The 21,895-nt window shown below is 57.6% G+C and carries 26 protein-coding genes; 10 read left to right on the top strand and 16 right to left on the bottom strand.

Translation table 11 applies throughout. The features are described from left to right. Positions 1-19 precede the first annotated feature (19 nt). Positions 20-214, bottom strand: coding sequence for a ferrochelatase (locus tag C4S59_RS11825; RefSeq protein ID WP_103910850.1), 195 nt, complete (start codon positions 212-214; stop codon positions 20-22). Positions 215-363: 149 nt separating this feature from the next. After that, the gene (locus C4S59_RS11820; RefSeq protein WP_103910706.1) at positions 364-966 is read right to left on the bottom strand and encodes a L,D-transpeptidase; all 603 of its coding nucleotides are present in this window, start codon (positions 964-966) and stop codon (positions 364-366) included. A gap of 174 nt (positions 967-1,140) precedes the next feature. On the opposite strand from C4S59_RS11820, the gene dalA reads away from it, so the two are divergent. Further along, positions 1,141-1,719 carry a divisome-associated lipoprotein DalA gene (gene dalA / locus C4S59_RS11815; RefSeq protein WP_103910705.1) on the top strand — a complete coding sequence of 193 codons (579 nt, stop codon included), beginning with the start codon at positions 1,141-1,143 and terminating at the stop codon, positions 1,717-1,719. A gap of 27 nt (positions 1,720-1,746) precedes the next feature. Here dalA and C4S59_RS11810 read toward each other — a convergent pair whose 3' ends face one another. The 6 genes from C4S59_RS11810 to hslO all read right to left on the bottom strand — a co-directional run bounded on the left by C4S59_RS11810 (position 1,747) and on the right by hslO (position 8,257). After that, positions 1,747-2,247: a L,D-transpeptidase family protein gene (locus tag C4S59_RS11810; RefSeq protein WP_103910704.1), complete on the bottom strand. Its 501-nt coding sequence runs from the start codon at positions 2,245-2,247 to the stop codon at positions 1,747-1,749. A 90-nt stretch (positions 2,248-2,337) separates the two neighbouring features. Beyond that, positions 2,338-3,558, bottom strand: a complete 1,221-nt coding sequence (locus tag C4S59_RS11805; protein WP_103910703.1) for a class I SAM-dependent RNA methyltransferase — start codon at positions 3,556-3,558, stop codon at positions 2,338-2,340. Between the two features lie 54 nt (positions 3,559-3,612). After that, complete coding sequence (locus tag C4S59_RS11800; RefSeq protein WP_103910702.1) at positions 3,613-5,445, bottom strand: ABC transporter ATP-binding protein; 1,833 nt, start codon at positions 5,443-5,445, stop codon at positions 3,613-3,615. Between the two features lie 43 nt (positions 5,446-5,488). Further along, the gene (locus tag C4S59_RS11795) at positions 5,489-6,652 is read right to left on the bottom strand and encodes a CCA tRNA nucleotidyltransferase (protein ID WP_103910701.1); all 1,164 of its coding nucleotides are present in this window, start codon (positions 6,650-6,652) and stop codon (positions 5,489-5,491) included. Then, positions 6,649-7,266: a CoA pyrophosphatase gene (locus C4S59_RS11790; protein WP_103910700.1), complete on the bottom strand. Its 618-nt coding sequence runs from the start codon at positions 7,264-7,266 to the stop codon at positions 6,649-6,651. The genes C4S59_RS11795 and C4S59_RS11790 overlap by 4 nt, the downstream gene beginning before the upstream one ends. Beyond that, the gene (gene hslO / locus C4S59_RS11785) at positions 7,253-8,257 is read right to left on the bottom strand and encodes an Hsp33 family molecular chaperone HslO (RefSeq protein ID WP_103910699.1); all 1,005 of its coding nucleotides are present in this window, start codon (positions 8,255-8,257) and stop codon (positions 7,253-7,255) included. Before hslO ends, C4S59_RS11790 begins: the two co-directional genes overlap by 14 nt. 101 nt (positions 8,258-8,358) lie before the next feature. On the opposite strand from hslO, the gene C4S59_RS11780 reads away from it, so the two are divergent. Continuing rightward, positions 8,359-8,802, top strand: a complete 444-nt coding sequence (locus tag C4S59_RS11780; protein ID WP_103910698.1) for an NUDIX domain-containing protein — start codon at positions 8,359-8,361, stop codon at positions 8,800-8,802. On the opposite strand, the gene C4S59_RS11775 is transcribed toward C4S59_RS11780, so the two are convergent. Further along, positions 8,799-10,067: a PP2C family protein-serine/threonine phosphatase gene (locus C4S59_RS11775; protein ID WP_103910697.1), complete on the bottom strand. Its 1,269-nt coding sequence runs from the start codon at positions 10,065-10,067 to the stop codon at positions 8,799-8,801. The two genes, C4S59_RS11780 and C4S59_RS11775, sit on opposite strands and share 4 nt — an antisense overlap. Positions 10,068-10,189: 122 nt before the next feature. On the opposite strand from C4S59_RS11775, the gene C4S59_RS11770 reads away from it, so the two are divergent. Further along, positions 10,190-10,495, top strand: a complete 306-nt coding sequence (locus C4S59_RS11770) for an Hpt domain-containing protein (RefSeq protein WP_160006846.1) — start codon at positions 10,190-10,192, stop codon at positions 10,493-10,495. 9 nt (positions 10,496-10,504) lie between these two features. On the opposite strand, the gene C4S59_RS11765 is transcribed toward C4S59_RS11770, so the two are convergent. From C4S59_RS11765 to C4S59_RS11755, 3 genes are read right to left on the bottom strand one after another with little or no spacing between them, the layout of a single operon-like run. Continuing rightward, on the bottom strand, positions 10,505-11,317 hold the full coding sequence (locus C4S59_RS11765; protein WP_103910695.1) for an SDR family NAD(P)-dependent oxidoreductase: 813 nt from the start codon (positions 11,315-11,317) through the stop codon (positions 10,505-10,507). Beyond that, positions 11,317-12,543 (bottom strand): threonine ammonia-lyase IlvA, encoded by a 1,227-nt coding sequence (gene ilvA, locus C4S59_RS11760; protein WP_103910694.1) that lies wholly within the window; start codon positions 12,541-12,543, stop codon positions 11,317-11,319. The genes C4S59_RS11765 and ilvA overlap by 1 nt, the downstream gene beginning before the upstream one ends. A 39-nt stretch (positions 12,544-12,582) precedes the next feature. Beyond that, the gene (locus C4S59_RS11755; RefSeq protein ID WP_146064533.1) at positions 12,583-13,335 is read right to left on the bottom strand and encodes a hypothetical protein; all 753 of its coding nucleotides are present in this window, start codon (positions 13,333-13,335) and stop codon (positions 12,583-12,585) included. Between the two features lie 128 nt (positions 13,336-13,463). On the opposite strand from C4S59_RS11755, the gene C4S59_RS11750 reads away from it, so the two are divergent. Together C4S59_RS11750 and C4S59_RS11745 are read left to right on the top strand one after the other, a co-directional pair. Continuing rightward, the gene (locus C4S59_RS11750; RefSeq protein WP_103910692.1) at positions 13,464-14,690 is read left to right on the top strand and encodes an argininosuccinate synthase; all 1,227 of its coding nucleotides are present in this window, start codon (positions 13,464-13,466) and stop codon (positions 14,688-14,690) included. A gap of 77 nt (positions 14,691-14,767) precedes the next feature. Continuing rightward, on the top strand, positions 14,768-15,052 hold the full coding sequence (locus C4S59_RS11745) for an SCP2 sterol-binding domain-containing protein (protein WP_103910691.1): 285 nt from the start codon (positions 14,768-14,770) through the stop codon (positions 15,050-15,052). Between the two features lie 6 nt (positions 15,053-15,058). Here the strand turns inward: C4S59_RS11745 and C4S59_RS11740 are convergent, their stop codons facing one another. From C4S59_RS11740 to C4S59_RS11730, 3 genes are read right to left on the bottom strand one after another with little or no spacing between them, the layout of a single operon-like run. Then, positions 15,059-15,676, bottom strand: coding sequence for a MotE family protein (locus C4S59_RS11740; RefSeq protein ID WP_103910690.1), 618 nt, complete (start codon positions 15,674-15,676; stop codon positions 15,059-15,061). Next, positions 15,676-16,188 (bottom strand): hypothetical protein, encoded by a 513-nt coding sequence (locus tag C4S59_RS19890; protein WP_200813214.1) that lies wholly within the window; start codon positions 16,186-16,188, stop codon positions 15,676-15,678. The genes C4S59_RS11740 and C4S59_RS19890 overlap by 1 nt, the downstream gene beginning before the upstream one ends. A gap of 10 nt (positions 16,189-16,198) precedes the next feature. Beyond that, the gene (locus C4S59_RS11730) at positions 16,199-16,729 is read right to left on the bottom strand and encodes a flagellar basal body-associated FliL family protein (protein WP_103910689.1); all 531 of its coding nucleotides are present in this window, start codon (positions 16,727-16,729) and stop codon (positions 16,199-16,201) included. Between the two features lie 116 nt (positions 16,730-16,845). Between C4S59_RS11730 and fliF the strand changes: the two genes are divergently transcribed. From fliF to C4S59_RS11705, 5 genes are read left to right on the top strand one after another with little or no spacing between them, the layout of a single operon-like run. After that, positions 16,846-18,429 (top strand): flagellar basal-body MS-ring/collar protein FliF, encoded by a 1,584-nt coding sequence (fliF, locus tag C4S59_RS11725; protein WP_103910688.1) that lies wholly within the window; start codon positions 16,846-16,848, stop codon positions 18,427-18,429. Beyond that, positions 18,426-19,028, top strand: coding sequence for an ABC transporter ATP-binding protein (locus C4S59_RS11720; RefSeq protein WP_103910687.1), 603 nt, complete (start codon positions 18,426-18,428; stop codon positions 19,026-19,028). The genes fliF and C4S59_RS11720 overlap by 4 nt, the downstream gene beginning before the upstream one ends. Then, entirely contained in the window at positions 19,021-19,311 is a 291-nt protein-coding gene (locus C4S59_RS11715) for a FliM/FliN family flagellar motor switch protein (protein ID WP_103910686.1), read from the top strand. Before C4S59_RS11720 ends, C4S59_RS11715 begins: the two co-directional genes overlap by 8 nt. A gap of 43 nt (positions 19,312-19,354) precedes the next feature. After that, a complete protein-coding gene (gene fliP / locus C4S59_RS11710; RefSeq protein ID WP_234994761.1) occupies positions 19,355-20,056 on the top strand; it encodes a flagellar type III secretion system pore protein FliP in 702 nt (233 codons plus the stop codon). Between the two features lie 57 nt (positions 20,057-20,113). Beyond that, on the top strand, positions 20,114-21,085 hold the full coding sequence (locus C4S59_RS11705) for a class 1 fructose-bisphosphatase (RefSeq protein WP_103910684.1): 972 nt from the start codon (positions 20,114-20,116) through the stop codon (positions 21,083-21,085). Positions 21,086-21,117: 32 nt separating this feature from the next. On the opposite strand, the gene C4S59_RS11700 is transcribed toward C4S59_RS11705, so the two are convergent. Further along, complete coding sequence (locus C4S59_RS11700) at positions 21,118-21,885, bottom strand: ATP-binding cassette domain-containing protein (protein ID WP_103910683.1); 768 nt, start codon at positions 21,883-21,885, stop codon at positions 21,118-21,120. Positions 21,886-21,895 lie beyond the last annotated feature (10 nt).

Genomic DNA, 21,895 nt, shown 5'->3' with positions numbered 1-21,895 from the left:
TTGTCTTTAATCGCGCTGATTAGTCAGCGGAGATCGCAGCAGCAACCAGAGCCAGCAGGATCAGCGGGACCAGGATGCCAGCAGAGGACGATGCCTGAGCTGTTTCTTCAACAACAACAACGGGTTCCATAACCACGTCGTCTTTTGCGTAGGAACCGGCCATTGCGGATGTGCCAGCTGCTGTCAGTGCGACTGCGAGAGCGAGTTTCTTCATTTTATCCTCCAGATAATTGCCTGCCATTCCAAACAATTTTGCGGAATAAGCAAGCCCCAAGACTTACCTCGTACTTTGTACTAAGCAGCAATCCGAGGTGATTGCAAACCCAACTTTATCCCTTCGGATAGAGCGCTGCCGATATGTCGTCAAATTAGCAACACCTGTGTGCCGACTTTTGCCAATTCGTACAGCTCTTCAATGTGTTCGTTGTACAGGCCAATGCAGCCGTTGGACGAACGACGCCCGATTTTGCGTGTGTCGTGCGTGCCGTGAATACGGTAATACTGCCAGCTCAGGTGCATTGCGCGCGTGCCCAACGGGTTATCGGGGCCAGGGCCCACGTAGTCAGGCCATTCGGGGTTACGCTGCTTCATCGACGGTGTCGGGCGCCAATCGGGCGACGGATCTTTCAGCGTGATCTTTGTGCGGCCCAGACGTGTCAGATCCTCGGTCAGTGGGACCGACGTCGGATACAGTTTGTAGATCGTCTGATCTTCCGACCAGAAGTGCAGGGCGCGGCTGCGGATATCGACAAGAATCGCCCCGTTCTTCGTGTTCGAGAAAAACGGCTGCCAATCAAGCGACCGGAAGCTGGACGCGTTGCGGCGCACGATGTTTCCGATATCGCGTTCGATTTCTGTTGTTGCAGAGCTGTTTACGTCCTGCGCAAGCGCTGGCGTTGCAAGAACCGATGCGGTGCCTGCCATGAACGCGCGGCGGCTGAGTCGTGATTTTGCTGACTGTGTCATTGCAAAAACTCCGTCAAATGAACTTTATTCGTGACTTACATATGGCCCGAAAGCCTCAGTCGCAATTCAAACCCCTGTCATCAGGCGTGCTCACGATCAAGTGGGTTTGAATAGCAACGCATGTCACGCTATTGCGTTCCAATAGCAGAATTCTCTCACTGTGGAAAATTGACCATGAAACTATTCGCCATTCTCGCACTCTCAGTCGCTGTAGCCGTTGCAGGATGTGCGCCCACAGTCACTGAGCCGGTCGAGCAGCCGCTTGGCCCTGATGGCAAACCTTTGCCGAAGCTTTACAGAATTCGCGCAGCTGACGAGTCGCGGATCGAATTCCGTATGTTTGATTCCGTCAATTCGCTGCGGCAGGCGGCGGGCGTTGCCCCGCTGACTTTGAGCGCCCAGTTGAAAGCGGCCGCTGCAACGCATTCCCGAGATATGGCCGTTCAAAACCGCCCGTGGCACTTTGGCTCGGACGGATCTTCGCCAATCATCCGCGCACAGCGCGTTGGGTACTCGGGTCGCGTCTTGGGTGAAAATATCTCGGAAACCTACGAAACAGAACTGGAAACGCTGGCTGCGTGGATGGAAGATCCGGCCACCAAAGAGGTGATCATTGATCCGGAAGCGACCGAGATGGGCTTTGCTTGGTATCAGGAAGAAAACGGCAAGATCTGGTGGACTTTGGTCACGGGCACGTCAGCGGCTGCACCTGTGCAGATCGACATTTCCGACACGTTCTCGACCGCGTTCTAAGCAGTATGTCCGATCAGGCCGCCCGATTTACGGGCGGATCAGGATCGGTGTGCCGTTCTTAACCATCGCATAGATGTCTTCGATTTGCGCGTCGCTGACCGCAATGCAGCCCCATGTCCAATCGGTGAAACGCTTGTAGCCGCTGCCTTTGGGCGGACCGCCATGGATAAAGATGTCGCCACCCGCGCTTTTGCCCAATTCGGCCGCCAAAGCGCGGTCCTGTGGATTGGGGTACGAGATGCCCAGCGACAAATGGAACCTTGAATTCGCGTTACGGCGGTTGATGAAATACAGCCCTTCGGGTGTCTTTCCGTCGCCTTCGATCGCCTTGTGCCCCTGCGGTTCAAAGCCAAGGTCGATCCGGTAGGATTTCAACACTTCGCTTCCGTGCAAAAGGTACATTCTGCGTTCGCCCTTTTTCACCAGAACCTGAGTGACTTCGGGGCCATTATACGTTTTGAATTTGCTCGCGCAGCCTGACAGCGTCAGGGCAAGTGCGATGACCATGAAAATTCTGAAAACGGGCATGCTGCTGCTCAATATGTTTTTTCTGTTCTTACACGATTTGCCCGATGCGGAACAGAACGACTGTGCTGGATTCACAAACCAGTGAACGGATCACTTCCGTTTCGTAAGACACCCGACAACTTCCACATGCGTGGACCACCGGAACTGGTCGACCGTCTGCACCCAATCAAGCTGGTAACCGGCTGCAATAAGTGTGCCGCAGTCGCGGGCGAAGGTGGTCGGGTTACAGGACACGTGGGCAATCACGGGCACATTGCTTTTGGCAATCTGCGCGACTTGGGCTTCTGCGCCGGCGCGGGGCGGGTCGATGACAAGGGCATCCATTTTGGCCAGCTCGTCGGGCAGCAACGGATTGCGGAACAGGTCGCGCGCAAGGGGGGTCAGCTTTTTCAGGTTCTTGCCCTGACGCCAGCCTTCTTCCAACGCGTGGGTCATCGCCTTGTCGCCTTCGACGGCCAAAACTTCGGCCTTTTCGGCAAGGGGCAGGGCAAAGGTGCCGCAGCCCGCGAAAAGGTCAGCTACGCGTTTGCCAGAGCCTACAATTTCCCGCACCGCGGCAACCAGCGCGGCCTCGCCATCCTTCGTCGCCTGTAGAAAGGCGCCGGGTGGCGGGGACACAGGTGCATTGCCCAGCCGTAAGATTGGCTTTTCCCGCTGGAGTGCGATTTCGTCGTCCCACGAAATGCGCGCGATGTTATATTTTCGGGTCAGGTCGGACAGCGTGATGCGCAACGCGTCGTCGATCGGCTTGCCGCCCGATACGTACAGATCAAGCCCGTTGTCCGTCAGCGTGACCAACACACTGATTTCGCCTTTGCGGCTGCCACCCACGACGGCCAGTTCCTCGACCAAGGGCAGGGCGGCCATGACATCGGGGTGCACCAACTGACAGTTCGGAATTGCGATGACGATGTCGGATTGCTTCTTGTGAAAGCCCGCGATCGCTGCCTTCTTGGTGCGCTTGGCGGAAAAGGCAGCGCGGCGGCGCGACTGGGCGGGCGACGTCAGGATCGGGCGCATTTGGGTTGTGATGCCATGCGCGGCCAAAGCGCGTTCGACCACTTCCATTTTCCACTTTGCGACGAAATCATCGCTGGCGTGTTGTAGCTGACAGCCGCCGCAGGATTTGGCATGGGAACAAGGCGGCCGAACACGATCCGATGACGGCTCGATGATTTTCGCGTCACGCAAAACGCTTCCGTCCAGCGTGCCCTGAACGATTTCACCGGGCAGCGCGCCGGGCACATAAACGGGGCCTTCGGCGATGCCATCGCCTTGGTGGCCCAAGCGGTCGATCTTGTACTGTTCCATGCCTGCCTATTGCGCGAAATCGCCCCGCACGTCGAGTGGGCATTTGGTTAGCGCCTATTCGGCGGCATCCTGCGTTGCGACAAAGCCGCCAGACTGACGGTCCCAATAGCGCGCATATAGCCCGCCTTTGGCCAGCAGTTCGTCATGCGTGCCTTCTTCGGCCAAGCGACCCTGATCCAGCACCAGAATGCGATCCATGTGCGAAATGGTCGACAGACGGTGGGCAATTGCCAGAACGGTTTTTCCCTCCATCACGCGTTCCAAAGCAGACTGGATCGATGCCTCGACCTCGGAATCCAGCGCCGATGTCGCTTCGTCCAAAATGAAGATCGGCGCATCTTTCAGGATGGCGCGGGCAAGGGCGATCCGCTGGCGCTGACCGCCCGACAGCTTGACCCCGCGTTCACCCAGATGCGCGTCATATCCTGTGCGGCCCTTGTGATCCTGCATCGCGGTGATGAAGTCATGCGCTTCGGCCTTTTCGGCAGCGGCAATCACCTCGTCCAGCGTTGCGTCGGGTTTGCCGTAGCGGATGTTTTCAAAGGCCGAGCGATTGAACATCGCGGTTTCCTGCGTGACCATGCCGATCTTGCTGCGCAGGCTGTTTTGGGACACCTCGGAAATATCCGTGCCGTCGATTTCGATCTTGCCGCTTTCAGGATCATAAAGCCGCAGCAGCAATGCAACGAGCGTCGATTTGCCCGCGCCGGACGCCCCGACGATACCCAGCTTTTCTCCCGGCTTGATCGACAGGGAAATCTTCTCGATCCCACCAGTTTTTTGTCCGTAAGCAAAGGACAGGTCGGTGATGTCGATCTGCCCGTGTGGCACGACCAGTTCTTTGGGATTTTCCGGGTCCATCAGCGTGTGTTGCGGCGTAAGTGTACGCATGCCGTCTTCGACTTCGCCCAGATTGGCATAAAGGCCCATCAGCGTGAAACTGACCCATCCTGTCATCTGCGCCAATCGCAAGGAAACAGCGCCGGTCGCAGCAATGTCGCCCGCAGAAATCAGGCCACGCGACCAGTACCAAAGCGCGCCGCCAATCAGCAGCACAGGCAGGAACCCCGCCAGCGCCATCAGCGTAAATCGGAAGCTGGCCGAAACGCGGCCAAAGGCGATGAACTTGCTTCGATACGACCCCATCGCATCCAGCGCCGCGCGGTCTTCGTGGTCGTCATGGGCGAACAGCTTGACCGTTTTGATGTTGGTGACCGTGTCCACGATCTGGCCCGTCACCATCGCACGCGCCGAAGCCCGCGCCTGTGATCGCGTCCGAATGCGCGGCATGAAGAACCGCAGTAAGAACACATATGCAACCATCCAGACAACCAGACCACCAGCAATACGGATATCGACGGTGCCCAGCATCAAAACCGCACCCACGACCGACGCCAGCGCAAACAGGACGGTATGGATAATCTCGGTCACGACATCATTCAGCGCACGGGCGGTTTGCATCTCTTTCTGCGCGATGCGACCGGCGAAATCGTTGTCAAAAAACGTAACTGCCTGCCCCAGAGTGTAACGGTGCAGGCGAGACAGGATCAGGTTCAGTACATTCGGCTGGACAATGATCGTCTGGGAATAGGCCGTCATGCCGAACAGGATGGGGCGGAACAGGGCGAAAAAGACAAACGCACCCAGCAGCAATCCCATACCGTCTGAAAAAATCTGGCTGGGTTCCAGAGCAAGCGCCTTGTCGATTACCATGCCAAGCAGGATGGCCGCAAATACTTCGGCCACGCCCGCAACAACAGACAGGATCCCGGCTGCCCACAGCGCGGGCCATGCGCCTTTGACCGCCCACAGAATGAACTTGAATAGTTTGTTCGGCGGCGACCCGTCGGCGGGCGCGTTGTGGGGGATCCAATCGGATAAAAACATCAGTCGTGCTTCCTACTCGGCCAAGCCGGATTACTACGCGACGCTACTCAATCTCGGGATGGTCCAATAATTCTTGGCGGGTCAGCTGGAATTTGGATTTGACCCAAGTTCGTTCAAGCGACCTAAGGCGTTGTCCTAAACTTGGGCCGGAATAGTCAGGTTGCAAGTCTTTTGCTGAAATCGGGAATTTTTGTTCCGCCCCTGTTCGGATTTCCGCAATCACATCGGGCGATAGCGCCTGTTCCAGCATCGCGGCGCGCAGCAGGCAACCATCCACCGCCATGTCCTCACCATACCAATAGCCAAGGTCCCGTGCGCTGTCGGGCCGCGCGACGATTTCCTGTAGCGTGGTAATGCGCCGTTGTTCCGCTTTGGACAGGCGCAAATCTGCCGCATCGGAAATGCCCAAAGACACCAAACGCCGGATGGCGTCCGGCACAATGCCCAATCCCTGTTCCAGATGAACCAGCGGGGGCAGAGCCTTGGCGCTGGAACCCGGGCACACCCGCATCAGAACGCCAGTTTGCTCCATCACGGCGACAGCTTGGGATGGGTCCGCTGCACACAGAAGCTTTTTCATTTCTGTGCCTACCCGTTCACGGGAAAGCGTCTCTAACCCGTCAAGATTTGCGGCAATAGCGGCAAGTGTGTTTGCCTCGAAGCCTGCGTCGGGATCAGCGTAAAAGGCCGAGAACCGGAAGAACCGCAGGATGCGCAGGTAATCTTCGCGGATGCGTTTGTCGGGGTCTTGGATAAACCGGATACGGCGTGCTTTCAGATCAGGAAGGCCGCCGAGCGGATCAATGACTTTGCCCTGCGCATCGCAATAAAGCGCGTTTACCGTGAAATCACGACGCACTGCATCATCGGCGACATCCTTGGAAAACCGAACGATCGCATGGCGCCCGTCGGTTTCAACATCAGCGCGGAACGTCGTGACCTCAAACGTGGCGCGATCCACCACCAAAGTTACCGTCCCATGATCGATACCTGTCGGAACCGCCTTGATACCCGCGCGTTCAGCCAAAGCGATGGTTTGATCCGGCGTCGCGTCTGTCGAGATGTCGACGTCGTCAACCGCAACGCCCAAAAGGCTGTTGCGCACACAGCCCCCCACGGCAAAGGCCTGATGACCAGCCGCATCGAACATCGCAAAAACGCTCTGGGCGGCGGGGTCTGTCAGCCAATCGGCGGTGATTGTGTTCATGGGCTCATCCGGTCTGCAAGTGAGCGTAAGATACGCGCAGTTGCGCCCCAGATGTAATAGGGGCCGTAAGGGACCGTGTAATAATACCGTCGTTGCCCACGCCAGCGGCGGTACTGCACCGCAAATCTGGTTGCAGACAGAACGTGTTCAAAAGGAACCGTGAACACTTCGTCTACCTCGCCCGGTTCCGGGATCGGATCGAAAGGTTCGGTGATCAGGCCGATCACAGGCGTCATTTCAAAGCTGGTTACGGTTTCATGCGACGGCAGCCTTCCGATGATGTCGACTTTGTCGGACGGCAGCCCGATCTCTTCCCGTGCTTCGCGCAGTGCGGTTGCCACAACGTCGGCGTCCCCTTCGTCAACCTTCCCGCCGGGAAAGGCGATCTGGCCGGGATGATGTTTCAGGCGCGAGCTGCGCTTGGTCAGGACAAGCCGCATTTCACCGTGATGTTCAATCAACGGCACCAACACGCCCGCAGGCCGCAAAACACGGTTCTCGGGCAAGACAACGTCTGGGTTCAGATCATAGTCGGTCGACATGCCCGCCGGTTTCGACAGGGCATGTCTGACACGATCCAGAATGTCGCCGGATGTTTGGTTAGTCGGCGTCATTCGCCTCCGCCTCAAAACCGACTGTCTTTGGGTCCAACACGTAATGCGCGCCACAGAACTGACAGTCTGCGGTGACGGTGTTTTCCGGCGTTGTCATCTTTTCGATGTCTTTTGCCGAATAGATCGACAGCGATTGGCGCACGCGGTCTTCCGAACAGGTGCAGCCGAACGCCACCGGAAGCGGATCAAAGATGCGCGGCGTTTCTTCGTGGAACAGGCGCAGCAACAGGTTGGTCGGCGGAACAGACGGGCCGATCAGCTCAAGCTCTTCGACCGTGTCCAGATGGATGTTCACGCGGTTCCAGTTTTCTTCATCGTCATCCGACACCAGATCGTTTGCCGACAAAAGACCGCCTTCGCCACTTCCGCCTTCCTCTGAACCCGCAAACTGCGAGAAAGGCGATGCCTTGGGCATGTGTTGCAGCATGATGCCGCCAGCGCGCCAGTGTTCGGCACCGCCCGCTTCGGTCGACCGGCCAAAGCGCAGGCTAAACCGTGTTGGCAGCTGTTCGGACTGTGCAAAATACGCCTCGGCTGCAGCGGCAAGCGATGTTGTGACCAGCGGTGTGATCCCCTGATACGGCGTCGTGCCTTTGCCCTGATCCATCAGGATTGCAAAATAGCCTTCGCCAACCTGTTTCATCGGGTCTTCGTCGGTGATGCGATCTGCGTCAAAGCTTGCGTAGGCGCGAATGCGCGCGGGTTCGCCCTCTTTCTCAGGCGCGTAGAAGTCCGTTGCAATCATCCGGACCGGACCTTTGGTCTGGATTTGCAGGGACAGTTTCCAACGCAGCTTGATCGTCTGGCCGATCAGAGCGGTCAGCAAAGCCATTTCGGCCACCAACGCCTCGACCGCTGGCGGGTAGTTGTGCTGTTTCAGCACTGCGTCCAATACGCCGTCCAGACGCGCAACGCGGCCGCGGATGTCGGCGCCGTCAAGTTGGAAGGGCAGGACTGTATCGTCCCAGTCGAGTTTTGTAGCAGACGTCATGAGGTTTCCTTGTTTGCCATTCGCTGGCATCTCGCCATCATATAGGTATCAGTTCGCTGGGTCCAAGCACCGGTTGAAGCCAAAGAACCAAAGGGGGTCACGTGACGCGTCGCTACGGGGAAGTTCCTAGAAACGGTCAGCGCTATACATTCAGGCGCGGCGTTTACGCGATTCTTGAACGGAATGGCCAGCTTTTGATCACGCATCAGCTCGATCCAGAGCCTGAATTCCAGTTACCGGGGGGTGGAATCGATCCGGGAGAGCCACCGATCGTGGCCCTTCACCGCGAGGTGTTGGAGGAAACGGGTTGGAAGATGGCCGATCCGTTGCGGCTCGGCGCGTTCCGGCGATTTACCTACATGCCCGAGTACGATTTGTGGGCGGAAAAGATGTGCGTCGTGTACCTTGCCCGTCCGACACTGCAGGTCGGCCCCCCGACCGAACCCGGACACACCGCGCATTGGGTCGACCCCTATGATGCGGTGCAGTCCTTGGGCAATCCCGGGGACCGGGCGATGTTGGTCAACCTGCTTCGTCGGGGTTAAAGCACCTCTAGCAAGACGGCAGAGATGTCATCATCGCGCACGTCCCCCACGATTTTAAGCAAGTTGTCGTACAGCGCATCGAGATACGCAGGGCCGGACCCGTGAGTTTCCGCGATTAGGCCAAGCAATCCACGATCGTCCAACAGCGACCCGTCGGGCATTTCGGCCTCAACAAAACCGTCGGAATAAATCAAAAGCCGATCGCCTGCGTTCAGGGAACATTCCAACTGATGCTGGCTTGCGTCGTTGATCAACCCGATGGGCAGCCCGCCCTTGCCGATGAATTCAGGCGCCTGCCCTTTGCGCAATAGCAAAGGTGGCGGATGGCCGGCCTGAACCATTTTAAGATAGCGCCCTTCGGGATCGACCGTGCAAAACGCCATTGTCAGATATTCTTCGACGCCTGCGTCCGACACCAAACGGGAATTCAGTGCCTCTGCCACCTCGGCCGGTTCCTTCAGGGTGAAGGAGGCGCCATGCCGGTTCACTGCGATGTTTTGTTCTTTGAACTGATCGCTCAGGTACCCCGCAACACGGGCGGCAACCATGGCCGAACAAATCCCGTGGCCCGAGACATCAATACCGTACAATCCGACACCCGCGCCTGTATCGAACATGCCGACCAGATCGCCCCCGACGTGGCCGCATGGATGCAGCAGCATGCTGATCTGCACATTCCCCACCCGCCTTGTGCGTTCGGGGACAAGCGAATCCTGAATTCTGCGTGCCTGTTTCAGGTCGCGGTCGATTGCATCATATGCTTTGCGAAGTTCAGCGAGCGTGTCGCTGACCATACCGTTTTTGCGGGTCAGTTCGCGCTGCATATAGACGATCCGCGAGGCGGCATTGATGCGCGCGCGCAATTCATTGGCATGGACAGGTTTCGTCAGAAAATCATCCGCCCCCGCATCCAGCCCTTCGGCGATTTCGCCCTTGTCACTTTTTGAGGACAGAAGGATGAAATAGCCGAACTGCGATGCGCTGTTTTCCCGAAAGGCACGGCAAAATTCCAGCCCGTCCATTTCGGGCATCACCCAGTCGGACAGGATCAGGTCCGGCGGATTTTCTTTTGCGATATCCAGCGCGTCCTTTGCGGATGTTGCCACGGATACGTTCAGACCCCAGCGACCCAACAAGCGTGACAGCATCATAACCTGGGCGCGGCTGTCATCCACAACCAATACGTGGCGCAATGCCCGCGACGGGTCCATTGCGATGTCAGGTGGCGTGACCTGAGAAACGTGGGTGGCCTGATCCATAAGCATGCCTCAGCTTATGCGGATGGCATCCTTAACAGCACCTGAACCTTCAAATTTTCATAACTAAACTTGTATCTTTCAGTTTTTGTTCACGGTCGGCTTTCATGGTGCACGAGAGAGGATGCGATATGATTGATTGGGACCGCGTAGCAGCATTGAAAGAAGACTTCGGCGAAGAAGATTTCGACGAATTGGTCGGCGTTTTTCTGGAAGAAGTAGAGGGCGCCATCACCGGTTTGCAGGATGTCTCCGGAACCGATGATGCGGTGAAAAACCAGATGCATTTCTTAAAGGGATGCGCATCAAACGTCGGGTTCCGCGATTTGGCAGAGCTGGCCGCATCAATCGAGGACGGCGGCGGGTTTGATGGTATGGCGCAATCGGTAAGAAACGTTTTTGAGCAATCTCGGGCCCAGTTGCTGGCCGGTGCCTGAATGCTGGCTTCAAAGAAGTTTGTGGAAGTCTTTCAGGTCGCTGCTGCCGCTGGCGTCCACCTTTGCCTTCAGCTTTTGCATGCCCTTGATCCAGCGTTCCATGTCGGTCGCACGTTTCAGGGCGTAATCGTGGACTTCCGGATGTGGCAGGATCAGAAATCGGTCGTTCTGCAAGCCTTCGATCAGGCAATCTGCAACATTTCGGGGGCTAAGGATGCGCCCGCTCTGATCGCCGTCAGCAGCGTTATCGTAGCCCAGCAGGGGCGTCGCCACATATTGGGGGCAGACGACAGACACGTGAATCCCTTGCGACCCGTGTTCGATGGCCAAGGATTGCGCCAGACTAACAGCGGCATATTTCGTCGCTGAATAAGCGGCATCGCCAATCTGGCTTAGCAAACCGGCTGCAGAGGCGACATTTACAAGGCAGCCTTCGCCGCGTTCCAGCATCTCAGGCAGCGCCAAACGGGACAGCCGCAGATGCGCCATCACGTGGACATCAAAGCTTTGCTGCCAGTGGTCGTCGCTGGCCGATGTTGGGCCCTCGGGTTCACCCTTTGCGAAACCCGCGTTTGAGCAGACCAGATCAACGCGACCTTTCCAGTCGCGGGCCTTTTCGAAAAGTCCTGAAATCGCCTTTGGATCGGTGACATCGCAGGGAATAGACAGGCCGTCGACCTCTGCTGCGACCTGATTGGATGCTGCTTCGTTGATGTCCGAAACGACGACCTCGGCGCCTTTTTCCCGAAGGGCATGGGCGATCGCGCGTCCAATGCCGCTTCCGGCGCCAGTGACGATGCAAATGCGCCCCGCGACCTGCATCAGATCAGGAACTGGGCCAGTGTTTCATCCTCGGTGATATCCTGAAACGTGAATCCGTTTTCGTTCAGGCGGGCAAAGAGGATGTCAAAATTCGACGCGTGCGATGTTTCGATCCCGATGAGGACCGAACCAAAGTTGCGCGCGGATTTCTTGAGGTACTCGAACCGCGCGATGTCGTCGTCGGGGCCAAGAATGCCCAGAAAATCCTTCAATGCGCCGGGACGTTGGGGCAGGCGCAGGATGAAGTATTTCTTGATGCCGGAATAGCGCTGGGCGCGTTCTTTCACCTCGGGCAGACGTTCGAAATCAAAGTTGCCGCCGGATGCGATACACACAACGGTTTTGCCGCGAATGGCCTGCCCCAGATCCTTGAGCGCGTCGATAGACAATGCGCCGGCAGGTTCCAGAACGATGCCTTCGACGTTCAGCATATCCAGAATGGTGGTGCACAAACGATCCTCGGGGATCGTCAGGGACGAGGCCAGCCCGACATCTTTCAGAACGTTGAAAGTGTTCTGGCCGATCTGGGCGACCGCCGCGCCATCCGCGAAGGTGTTTACCTTTTCCAAGGGAACCGGCTTGCCCGCACGCAGTGCCGCGTTCAGGCAGGCGCCGCCAAGTGGTTCTACAAATGTCCACTGGCTGTCCGTTCCGAAGTAGCTGAGCATGCCCGAAGACAGGCCGCCACCACCAACAGGAACGACGATATGCTCGGGTGCCTTGCCTAGTGTCTGTTCGATTTCGACCGCGACCGAGGCCTGACCTTCGATGACATCGGTGTCGTCGAAAGGCGACAGGAAATGGCCGCCGGCCTCTTTGCAGTATTCCTGCGCCGACCGCAGCGTGTCGTCGAAGTAGTCGCCGACCAGACGGATTTCGATAGCATCGCCGCCGAACATCCGCGTTTTCTGGATTTTCTGGGCAGGCGTCGTCACGGGCATAAAGATGACGCCCGACTTGCCAAAATGGCGGCACATATAGGCCACGCCCTGCGCGTGATTGCCCGCACTTGCGCAAACGAACAATTCCGCATCCGGGCGCTTGCGCATGGCGTTGAACGCGCCGCGCAGTTTGTAAGACCGTACAGGCGACAGGTCTTCGCGCTTCAACCAGATATCTGCGCCATACATGTCGGACAGATGCGCATTGCGTAGCAACGGCGTTTCGGGAAACACCTGACGCATTTCGCGTGTGGCGGCTTTGGCAAGGTCTTTGAAATCACTCATGGCATCTGAGTGGCGCAAGAGCGCCGTTCTGGCAAGCCGTCACTCGACACCGCGACCTTCGACCACGTGCCCGTACACCGTGGTCAGCGTGGAAATACCGACCATCGTGACAAGCCAGCCAATGGCGAGATCATACACCAGCCCAATGACGGACTCTGTACCAGCCGCAAGCAGGGAAGGCGTCATGATCAGAAGAAACGCGGCAACCACGATCGTTGAAAGCTGCAAAATCACCTTCGCAAACGGGGCGGTTTCGGACCAAGCCGCCCTTAGTGACACAGTCTGCCCAAGCGCCGCTGCGGGCAGAACGGGGGACAGACGGAAAAACACCCAGACCCCGAACAGGATGATCACAACCGGCATGGCGGGCAGAAGGAAAGGAAGCAGCGCGGCCATCAGGCCCAAGGGCAGCGAAATCACCAAACATCCGACCGTGATCAGCAGACCGATCAGAATCGAACGCCCGAGATAGCCCAACATGTTCGCCCCATGCCATTTGGGCATCCAGCCCGACGGGTATTCCTCATTCAGCACAAACCGGTGCCAGGCCACGGCGATCCACAGACTGGCGACAACGGAAAAGATGCTTAGCAGCAGGAAGGCAAAGCTGTCTTCCAAGGCCATAACAGGCATTTCAGTCCCATCGGGCAGAACTTCGGTGTCCATGTTCTGGAACAGGTAAATCTGGGTGATAGCTTGGACCAGATAGAGCACGCCCGATATCCGCAGGGCAGATTCGAAATTGTTCACGATCAGGCGCACCGAATGCACGAAAAGCTGCCAAGCCTTCATCATTTTCCCCCAGTTGGTCAAACTTTCATAAGGCTTATCACTGGTTCGGCGGTTCTGATAGCTGCAAACCTTGCCCCTGACGCCAAAACCCTATAATCGCGCCGCCAACCCAGACAGAGGATTTGATGATGTCCGCGCCTAAAAAAGTTGTTCTCGCCTATTCCGGTGGTCTTGATACGTCGATCATTCTGAAGTGGCTCCAGACGGAATACGGTTGCGAGGTTGTGACCTTCACCGCCGATCTTGGCCAAGGGGAAGAACTTGAACCGGCACGCGCCAAAGCCGAGATGCTGGGGATCAAGCCGGAAAATATCTACATTGAAGACGTGCGTGAGGAATTCGTGCGTGATTTCGTCTTCCCGATGTTCCGCGCGAATGCGGTTTACGAAGGCCTGTATCTGCTGGGCACATCCATCGCACGCCCGCTGATTTCCAAGCGTCTGGTCGAGATCGCCGAAGAAACCGGAGCCGATGCGGTGGCGCACGGCGCGACCGGTAAGGGCAACGATCAGGTACGTTTCGAATTGGCAGCCTATGCGTTAAACCCCGAAATCAAGGTGATTGCGCCGTGGCGTGAGTGGGACCTGTCTTCGCGAACCAAACTGCTGGCCTTCGCCGAGGAAAATCAGATTCCGATCGCCAAGGACAAGCGCGGCGAAGCACCATTTTCGGTGGATGCGAACCTGCTGCACACATCGTCCGAAGGTAAGGTGCTGGAAGATCCGGCTGAAAACGCACCGGATTACGTCTACCAGCGTACCGTGAACCCCGAAGATGCGCCGGACACACCGGAATTCATCGAAGTCACATTTGAAAAGGGCGACGCGGTTGCGATCAACGGTCAGGCAATGTCGCCCGCGACCATCCTGACCGAGCTGAACGAATATGGCCGTAAGCACGGCATCGGCCGTCTTGATCTGGTCGAAGGCCGTTTTGTTGGCATGAAGTCCCGCGGCATCTACGAAACGCCGGGCGGCACCATCCTGCTTGAGGCACACCGCGGTATCGAACAGATCACACTGGATCGCGGCGCAGCCCACCTGAAAGATGAGCTGATGCCGAAATATGCCGAGCTGATCTACAACGGCTTCTGGTATTCGCCCGAGCGCGAGATGCTGCAGGCGCTGATCGACAAGTCGCAGGAACACGTAACCGGTACGGTTCGCCTGAAACTGTACAAAGGTCTGGCACGCACAGTTGGTCGCTGGTCCGACCACTCGCTGTACTCCGAGGCGCACGTTACCTTCGAAGACGACGCAGGTGCCTACGATCAGAAGGACGCGGCCGGCTTTATCCAGCTGAACGCGCTGCGCCTGAAGCTCTTGGGCGCGCGGGAGCGTCGTCTGAAAGGCTAAAGCTTTCCGTTACGTTTCACTTGTTTGCAGGGGTTCGGCCAGATAGCCGGACCCCGCATCGTTTTTGGAGGAACGTTATGGGGCTGGATGAAATCGCAGGGCTGTTGCGCAAAGGTCTTGAACGCAAACCACTGTCCGACAGCATCAAGTTCGACTGTGGTTCAGACGGCCAACTGGTCCTGTCCGGCGATCAGGCGATGCTTCAGGATATCCCCGCCGATTGTACCATCAGCCTGTCGCTGGCTAATCTTGAAAAGCTGATCAAGGGCAAGCTGAACCCGATGATGGCTTTCGCCACGGGAAAGTTGAAAGTGGCAGGCGACATGACCGTTGCGATGAAGCTTAGCCAGCTTCTGAAATAGCGTTTCCTAGTTCTTCTCCTGAGTGATGGCGTTTGCGTTGCGTCCGGCCAGAACCACACTGATCGTATAGGCGGCCTGCGGGCTTAGCCCGGCCATAATCGAGGCTGCCGCGTCGGGTTTCATGCGGCCAAGGAAACCGGCTGCGAATTTTGGTTCCATCTGCTCGAACAGCAGCGCCGCATCTTTGGGTTTCATCTTGGCGTAGACGGTCGTCAGTTGGGTCAGATCCTCTTCGGCGGCGGTGTTCGACTGCGCCATTCGGGACCGCAGCATCGCCTCGGCTTCCCTCAACTGGACAACCTTTTCATCGATGCGTGCTTCGGTATCATGAAGAAACGCCAGTCGTTTCTCGATGTCCTGCTCTTGTGCTGCGATGTTTTTCTCGCGCTCGCGAAGCGCATCCAGAACGTGTTTGATCGCCTCGCGGTCATAGCCTGAGGATTCATCCGAGCTCGTCTCCTCGGAGGCGGATGCAGAGGCTTGCGCCGCCGCAATCCAACCCTCCGCGCCATCTGTCAGGCGTACGATGATCGACATGAAAAACAGGGACGCAATCACCGCCAATGTGCTTTTGGGCGCTTTGCGTTTCGATCTTCGCCCTTTCCCTTTGAACAGATTTTTCATCACGCGACCCCAAAGCGAATTCTGGGGGTGAACACCGGATCAGACGGGGGTTCGGGGGCTTGCTCTTCCGGTTCGACCGCTTCCGCGACCGCCGCCTCCGTCACCGGTGCGGGGGTGACAGCGGCCACTTGAGGCGCTGCGGGTGCTGCCGGTGCCGCGTCAGGTGTGCTTACGGGGGCCCTTGGCGACTGTGGTGCTGGCGCAGGGGATTGGGCCGGAGCCTGCTGTTGGGGAATGTCGTGCAGCGACGCAACCATCAGTTCTAACCGACGGGACGCATCTTCGGCCCTTTCAGTCACCTCAAGCAACTTCTTTGACGAATCGCCCGCAGAATTCTGTGCGGCCTGCAGGTTGCGCGTCATGTCATCGACCTGAGCAGAGAGTACCGCAATCGCCCCGCCAACGCCTTTGTCCAAGTCGCTGAACCGCGACAGGCGGCGGGACAAAACAAAGCAATAGATACCAGCGGTCGCCGCCGCCAGAATCAACAAAATGTCGGAAATCAGTGCCATCAAATCCACCTCAGGTCAGTACAAATTCCATGATCATCAGGTCGCGAACCACATCAGGCCCCAACACCAGATACAGCCGATGCGCCAAATGGGTGCGGATGTTGTGAAGCGATCCCGGACTATCGATGTCCGAAGGCTCCAACGCGCGCAGATACGAATTAAAGGCGTCCAGAACCCTTGGCTCCAAATCGACGACGTGCTGCACGTGGGGCTTATAGACCTCGATCGCGGCCGAGAAGCGCAGAAGCCTGTTATTGCCGCCGCTGATAGAGACGGCGATTGGTGGCAATCGCACAAATTCGACCTCTTCGGGCCCGGGCGGACGCGGCTGCTTTTCGTAAAAGGCGCGGTCTTCGCCGACCGGATCAGGTTCGCGTTCGACGTGTTCGGTCGTGGCCGCGCCGATTGGCAGCAAGCCTTTGCTGACCGCAAAAAAACCGCCCGCGCCGCCAACAATTGCCAGCACGATGCCCACGATCAGACCGGCCATCCCGCCACGCTTTTTTCCGGCGGCTTTATTGGGTTCGGAGGTGTCAGTCATTTTTCATTCCTTTCTGCCCTGAAATTCAAATTAGGCGGAATGGGCTAACCGATTGTTAAGTCGCGTGGACCATTTTCACCTTTGTCGAAGAAATTGACTTGGCGAAGGAGACGGGGTTGCAGCAACTACTGGCAATCTGGAAATCGCTCAGCGCGGGACGGCGCTTGGTTGTGGTGGGCGCAACCGTGGCGATGTTTGTCGCCGTACTGGGCATGACCCGCGTTGCGACTGCACCGTCGCTTTCGCTTTTGTACTCTGGTCTGGATGAACGTTCGGCTGGCGACGTTATTTCGGCGCTGGAAAGCCGGAACATTATCTATGAAGTCGAAGGAACATCGATCTATGTGCCGATGACGGAACGTGACAGCCTTAGGCTGTCATTGGCCAGCGAAGGCCTGCCCAGCGTCGGGGATAGTGGCTATGAACTGCTTGATTCCCTAACGGGTTTTGGCACGACATCGCAGATGTTCGACGCCGCGTATTGGCGCGCAAAAGAGGGCGAACTGGCCAGAACGCTGGTCGCTGGGGCACATATTTCCAAGGCCCGCGTACACATCGCGGTCGGGTCGTCCAAGCCGTTTCAGCGCGAATCAAAGCCGTCGGCGTCCGTTTCGGTGACCGGAACCAATGGACCGATCTCGGGAAAGGAAGCCCGCGCAATCCGTCATCTGGTTGCTTCTGCCGTTCAGGGGTTGCTTCCCGATGACGTGTCGGTCGTCGATGCAGAAGGTGGTTTGATCGGCGACGGTACATCCAGCGCGGCGAACGTGCATGAAACGATGGTCAAATCGCTCCGCGAAAGGGTTTTGCGTCTGGTTGAGGCGCGCGTTGGGGCAGGCAATGCTGTTGTCGAGGTCAGTGTAAATGCAGTTCAGGAAAGCGAATCCGTGTTCGAGCGGCGCTTTGATCCGGACAGTCGGTTCGTCATCAGTTCCGAGACCGAAGAGCGGACAGGTCAAAGTCAGGATGAAGGCGGGGCGGGTGTTACAGTTGCCTCGAACCTGCCGGATGGCGCGGGCGGCAGCGGGGCGGGCTCTTCCAATCAGGAAAGCGAAACGCGCGAGCGTGTGAACTATGAGGTGTCCGAAACCACGCGCGAGGTCACCAGAACGCCGGATGCCGTCAGGCGGGTGACCGTCGCAGTTCTGGTCAATGGCACGTTCGAGCAGAACGCCGACGGGCAGCAGGCCTTTGTTCCAATGCCAGCAGAAGATCAGGCCGCGCTTCGAGAGCTCGTCTCTTCCGCCGTGGGTTTTGACGAAGCGCGCGGTGACGTGATCACTGTGCATTCCATGCCCTTTAAGCAGACCGAAGGCTTGGGTTCTGTCGCGGCGGTTCCGGGGTTCTTTGAACGGTTTTCACCAGAAATCATGAAGATCGCGCGGATTGGTGTTCTGGGCCTGATCATCGTTGCTGTTGGTGCCTTTGTTTTGCGTCCGATTCTGACAAACACGGCACCCGCATTGCCGGATCGGATTGCGCTTGAACCTGCTGAATCCCCCCTTCGTCCGATGCAGCCCGCTTTGGATGGCGAGATTGATTCAGTCCGTGCGTTCAACGGGACCGACGGCGCTATCGCGACTGTCGCGCCCCCTGTTGACCCCGCGCAGCGTTTGCGCGGCTTGGTGGATGAAAGGCGCGAAGAAGCGGTCGAAATACTCAGATCGTGGCTGGATGAGCCAGAGGAGCAAAGACGATGAAGCTCGTGGATTTTCTTGAGGAATTCGCTGACGGCAACGGAGCCAAAGGGCAAATGCCCAGCCAGTTGAAGGGCGCGGACATTCAGGCCTTTGAGCTGTCTGCCTACGAACAGGGCTATAAGGCAGGGTGGGAGGATGCGCTTCAGTCGCAAGACAATAGCATCGATGCGATCTCGGCCGAGTTTGCCCAGAACCTGAAGGATTTGTCCTTCACTTACCACGAGGCCTACACGCACGTACTGCGGTCGCTTGAACCCCTGTTCGAGCAGATTTCAAAAACCCTTCTGCCGGTCATTCTGCATGAAAGCCTTGGTATGCAGGTCTCGGATGTTTTGACGCGACAGGGACGCCGCATTGCGCCGATGAGTGCCGAAATCGCGGTGTCGCCGTCACAGCTTGCTGTGGTCGAACCGCTTGTGGCGCATGATTTCGGATTTCCGGTGACGGTGGCTGAAGACGGGTCGCTGAAAGAAGGGCAGGCAGATATCCGGCTGGGCGCTGTCGAGGAGCACATCGATCTTTCCGAGATTGTTGATGGCATCCGCGCGGCGATCGTCAGCTTTTCACGCGAAAACCGACGGGCTGTAATGAATGGATAAGACGACACAAAACGGAATGTTCCGCCCCGAACTGCAATCCTTGTCGAGCGTACCGATTGAAATCACGGTTTCGGTCGGCCGCGCCCGCCCGACCGTGCGGGATCTGACCCAGTTCGGTGTCGGATCGGTGCTGATGTTGGACAAGCAGGTGGATGATCCTGTCGATCTCTACGTCGGCGACCGGTTGATCGGGCAGGGCGTGCTGGAAGTCAGCGAAGAGGATGGCCGTGCTCAGCTTTCGGTAAGGTTGGTGGATATCGCCGAACTCAAGGATGCCACCTGATATGGTCAAAGCCGGTTTGGCGTTGCGGTATGTCTGGCTCACGATGGTGATCGTGTTGCTCCCGCATGTCGCCAGCGCTCAGGAACTATCGCTGAACCTTGGGGAAGAAGGATCGCTGACGGCCACCAGCCTTCAGCTAATTCTGGTCATCACCCTGCTCAGTCTGGCGCCCGGGCTGGCGATCATGGTGACGTGCTTTCCGTTCATCGTGACCGTTCTGGCGATCTTGCGACAGGGGCTCGGCCTGCAACAATCGCCACCCAACATGTTGATCGTCAGTCTGGCGCTTTTCCTGACGTACTTCGTGATGGAGCCCGTCTTTCAAGAGGCTTATTCTGCAGGAATAGAGCCACTTATGAACAATACGCTGGCTACGTCCGAGGCGATTGAGGCAGGCTTGCAGCCGTTTCGCATCTTCATGGCAGGCCGTGTCGACCCTGACACGTTCGCGGCGATCGCCGATCTCCGGCCAGACACCGTCGGCGCGACGGTAGGCGATGATGCGGCATATTCTGTTCTGGTACCCAGTTTTATGCTTTCGGAAATCGCCCGCGCCTTTCAGGTAGGCTTTCTGGTTTTCCTGCCATTTCTGATCATCGACCTCGTAGTCGCGGCGATTTTGATGTCGATGGGCATGATGATGGTGCCGCCCGCGATTGTATCACTTCCGTTCAAGCTGGCCTTCTTCGTGGTGGCGGATGGGTGGTCTTTGCTTGCTGGCAGTTTGGTGCGCAGTTACTTCTAGCGGTGTGGCTTGGCCTTTTGCCCTGTCACGACACGTAAAACCGGTACGAGGGCGCGCATGACGAACATCACACTCCGCAGACATTTGACGGATAAAGGGCACGACCCCGATCTGATTTTCCTGCTGGAAGATATCGCCAGCGCCTGCCGGTCCACCGCTTATGAAGTCCGGAATGGCCCGCTGAAAGGCAACCTCGGGCTGACGGATTCGACCAACGTTCAGGGCGAAGATCAGAAGCCGCTGGATATCATCGCCAACGATATCTTTGTCGAAACCTGCGCGAACTCGCCCCGTCTGGCGGCACTGGTGTCCGAAGAGATCGAGGAAGTCGTCTGGCTGAAAGAGCCGGAAGAAGGCGACTACTTGCTGTTCTTTGATCCGCTGGACGGGTCGTCGAACCTTGATACCAACCTGTCTGTCGGCACGATCTTTTCGATCATGCGCGTGACCAAAGACGGCGATCGTAACGTTCTGAAAAAGGGCAGCGACCAGATCGTGGCGGGCTATGCGCTTTATGGTCCGGCGACGATGCTGGTTCTGGCGCATGGGCACGGGGTGCAGTCCTTTACTCTGCATCAGGGCAGCGGCATCTTCCGCCTCACGCACCCGTCCCTGACGATCAAACAGGACACGCCGGAATTTGCGATCAACGCATCGCGCCAGCGGTTCTGGGATGCGCCTATCCAGCAGTATGTTGATGAATGTCTGCAGGGCAAAGAGGGCCCCCGCGGAAAGGATTTTAATATGCGTTGGGTGGCGTCGATGGTGGCCGAAGTGCACCGCATCCTGATGCGCGGCGGCGTGTTTCTGTATCCGCTGGATGATGCGAACCGCGCCAAAGGCGGACGTTTGCGGTTGCTTTATGAAGTGGCGCCCATGGCCATGGTGATCGAGGCCGCTGGCGGCGCGGGCAGCACGGGTACAGAGCGTATCCTGGATTTGTTGCCGAGCGAGCCCCATCAACGGGTCGCAACGATCCTCGGGTCAAAAAGCGAAGTCGATTACATCGTCGATTTGCACACCAAATGAAAAACGGGCCCGCTTGGGCCCGTTTTCTTTTGTCAGACTGCCGGAGTGTCCTCTCCGGGCCGTTTGCCCAGAATGATCATGCTCAGCAGGTCGTCGTCTGTGACGTCTTTGACGTCGACCGTGCCGACAAGTTTGCCGTTCTTCATGACCGACGCACGATCACACAGTTCCATGACGTCGTGGATGTCGTGGCTGATCAGGAAGATGCCGATGCCTTCGGCTTTCAGCTGCTGGATCAGTTCCGACACCATCTGTGTTTCATGGGGGCCAAGGGCCGCAGTCGGTTCGTCCATGATCAGGATGCGCGCGTTGAAATAGACCGCGCGGGCAATTGCGACGGACTGGCGCTGACCACCGGACAGGGCCGATACCGGATCCTTGAACTTTTTAAAGTTCGGGTTCAGGCGCGCCATGATCTTGCGCGTCTCGGCCTCCATCGCGTCGTCATCCACCATCCCCAGCGGCGTGGTAAGTTCACGACCCAAGAACAGGTTGGACGCCGCATCAAGGTTATCCGCCAGCGCAAGGGTCTGATAGATCGTCTCGATGTTGTGGGCGCGGGCATCGCGGGGATTACGGATAACCGCCTGCTTGCCGTCCACGTAAATTTCGCCCGAGTCCATCTGGTACGCGCCGGACAGGATTTTGATCAGCGTGGATTTGCCGGCACCGTTGTGGCCCAACAGGCCCACAACTTCGCCCGGATACAGATCAACGCTGACGTCATCGACCGCATGAACCCCGCCGAACGAGATCCGGATGTTGCGCATGTCGACCAAGGGTGTCTGAGAGTTTGTCATTGTCTGGCTC

It is taken from the genome of Thalassococcus halodurans (assembly GCF_900108225.1).
In the GTDB taxonomy this organism is placed as follows: domain Bacteria; phylum Pseudomonadota; class Alphaproteobacteria; order Rhodobacterales; family Rhodobacteraceae; genus Thalassococcus; species Thalassococcus halodurans.
Note: the sequence above shows the minus strand (reverse complement) of the source record. Positions and strands in the feature narration are given on the sequence as shown.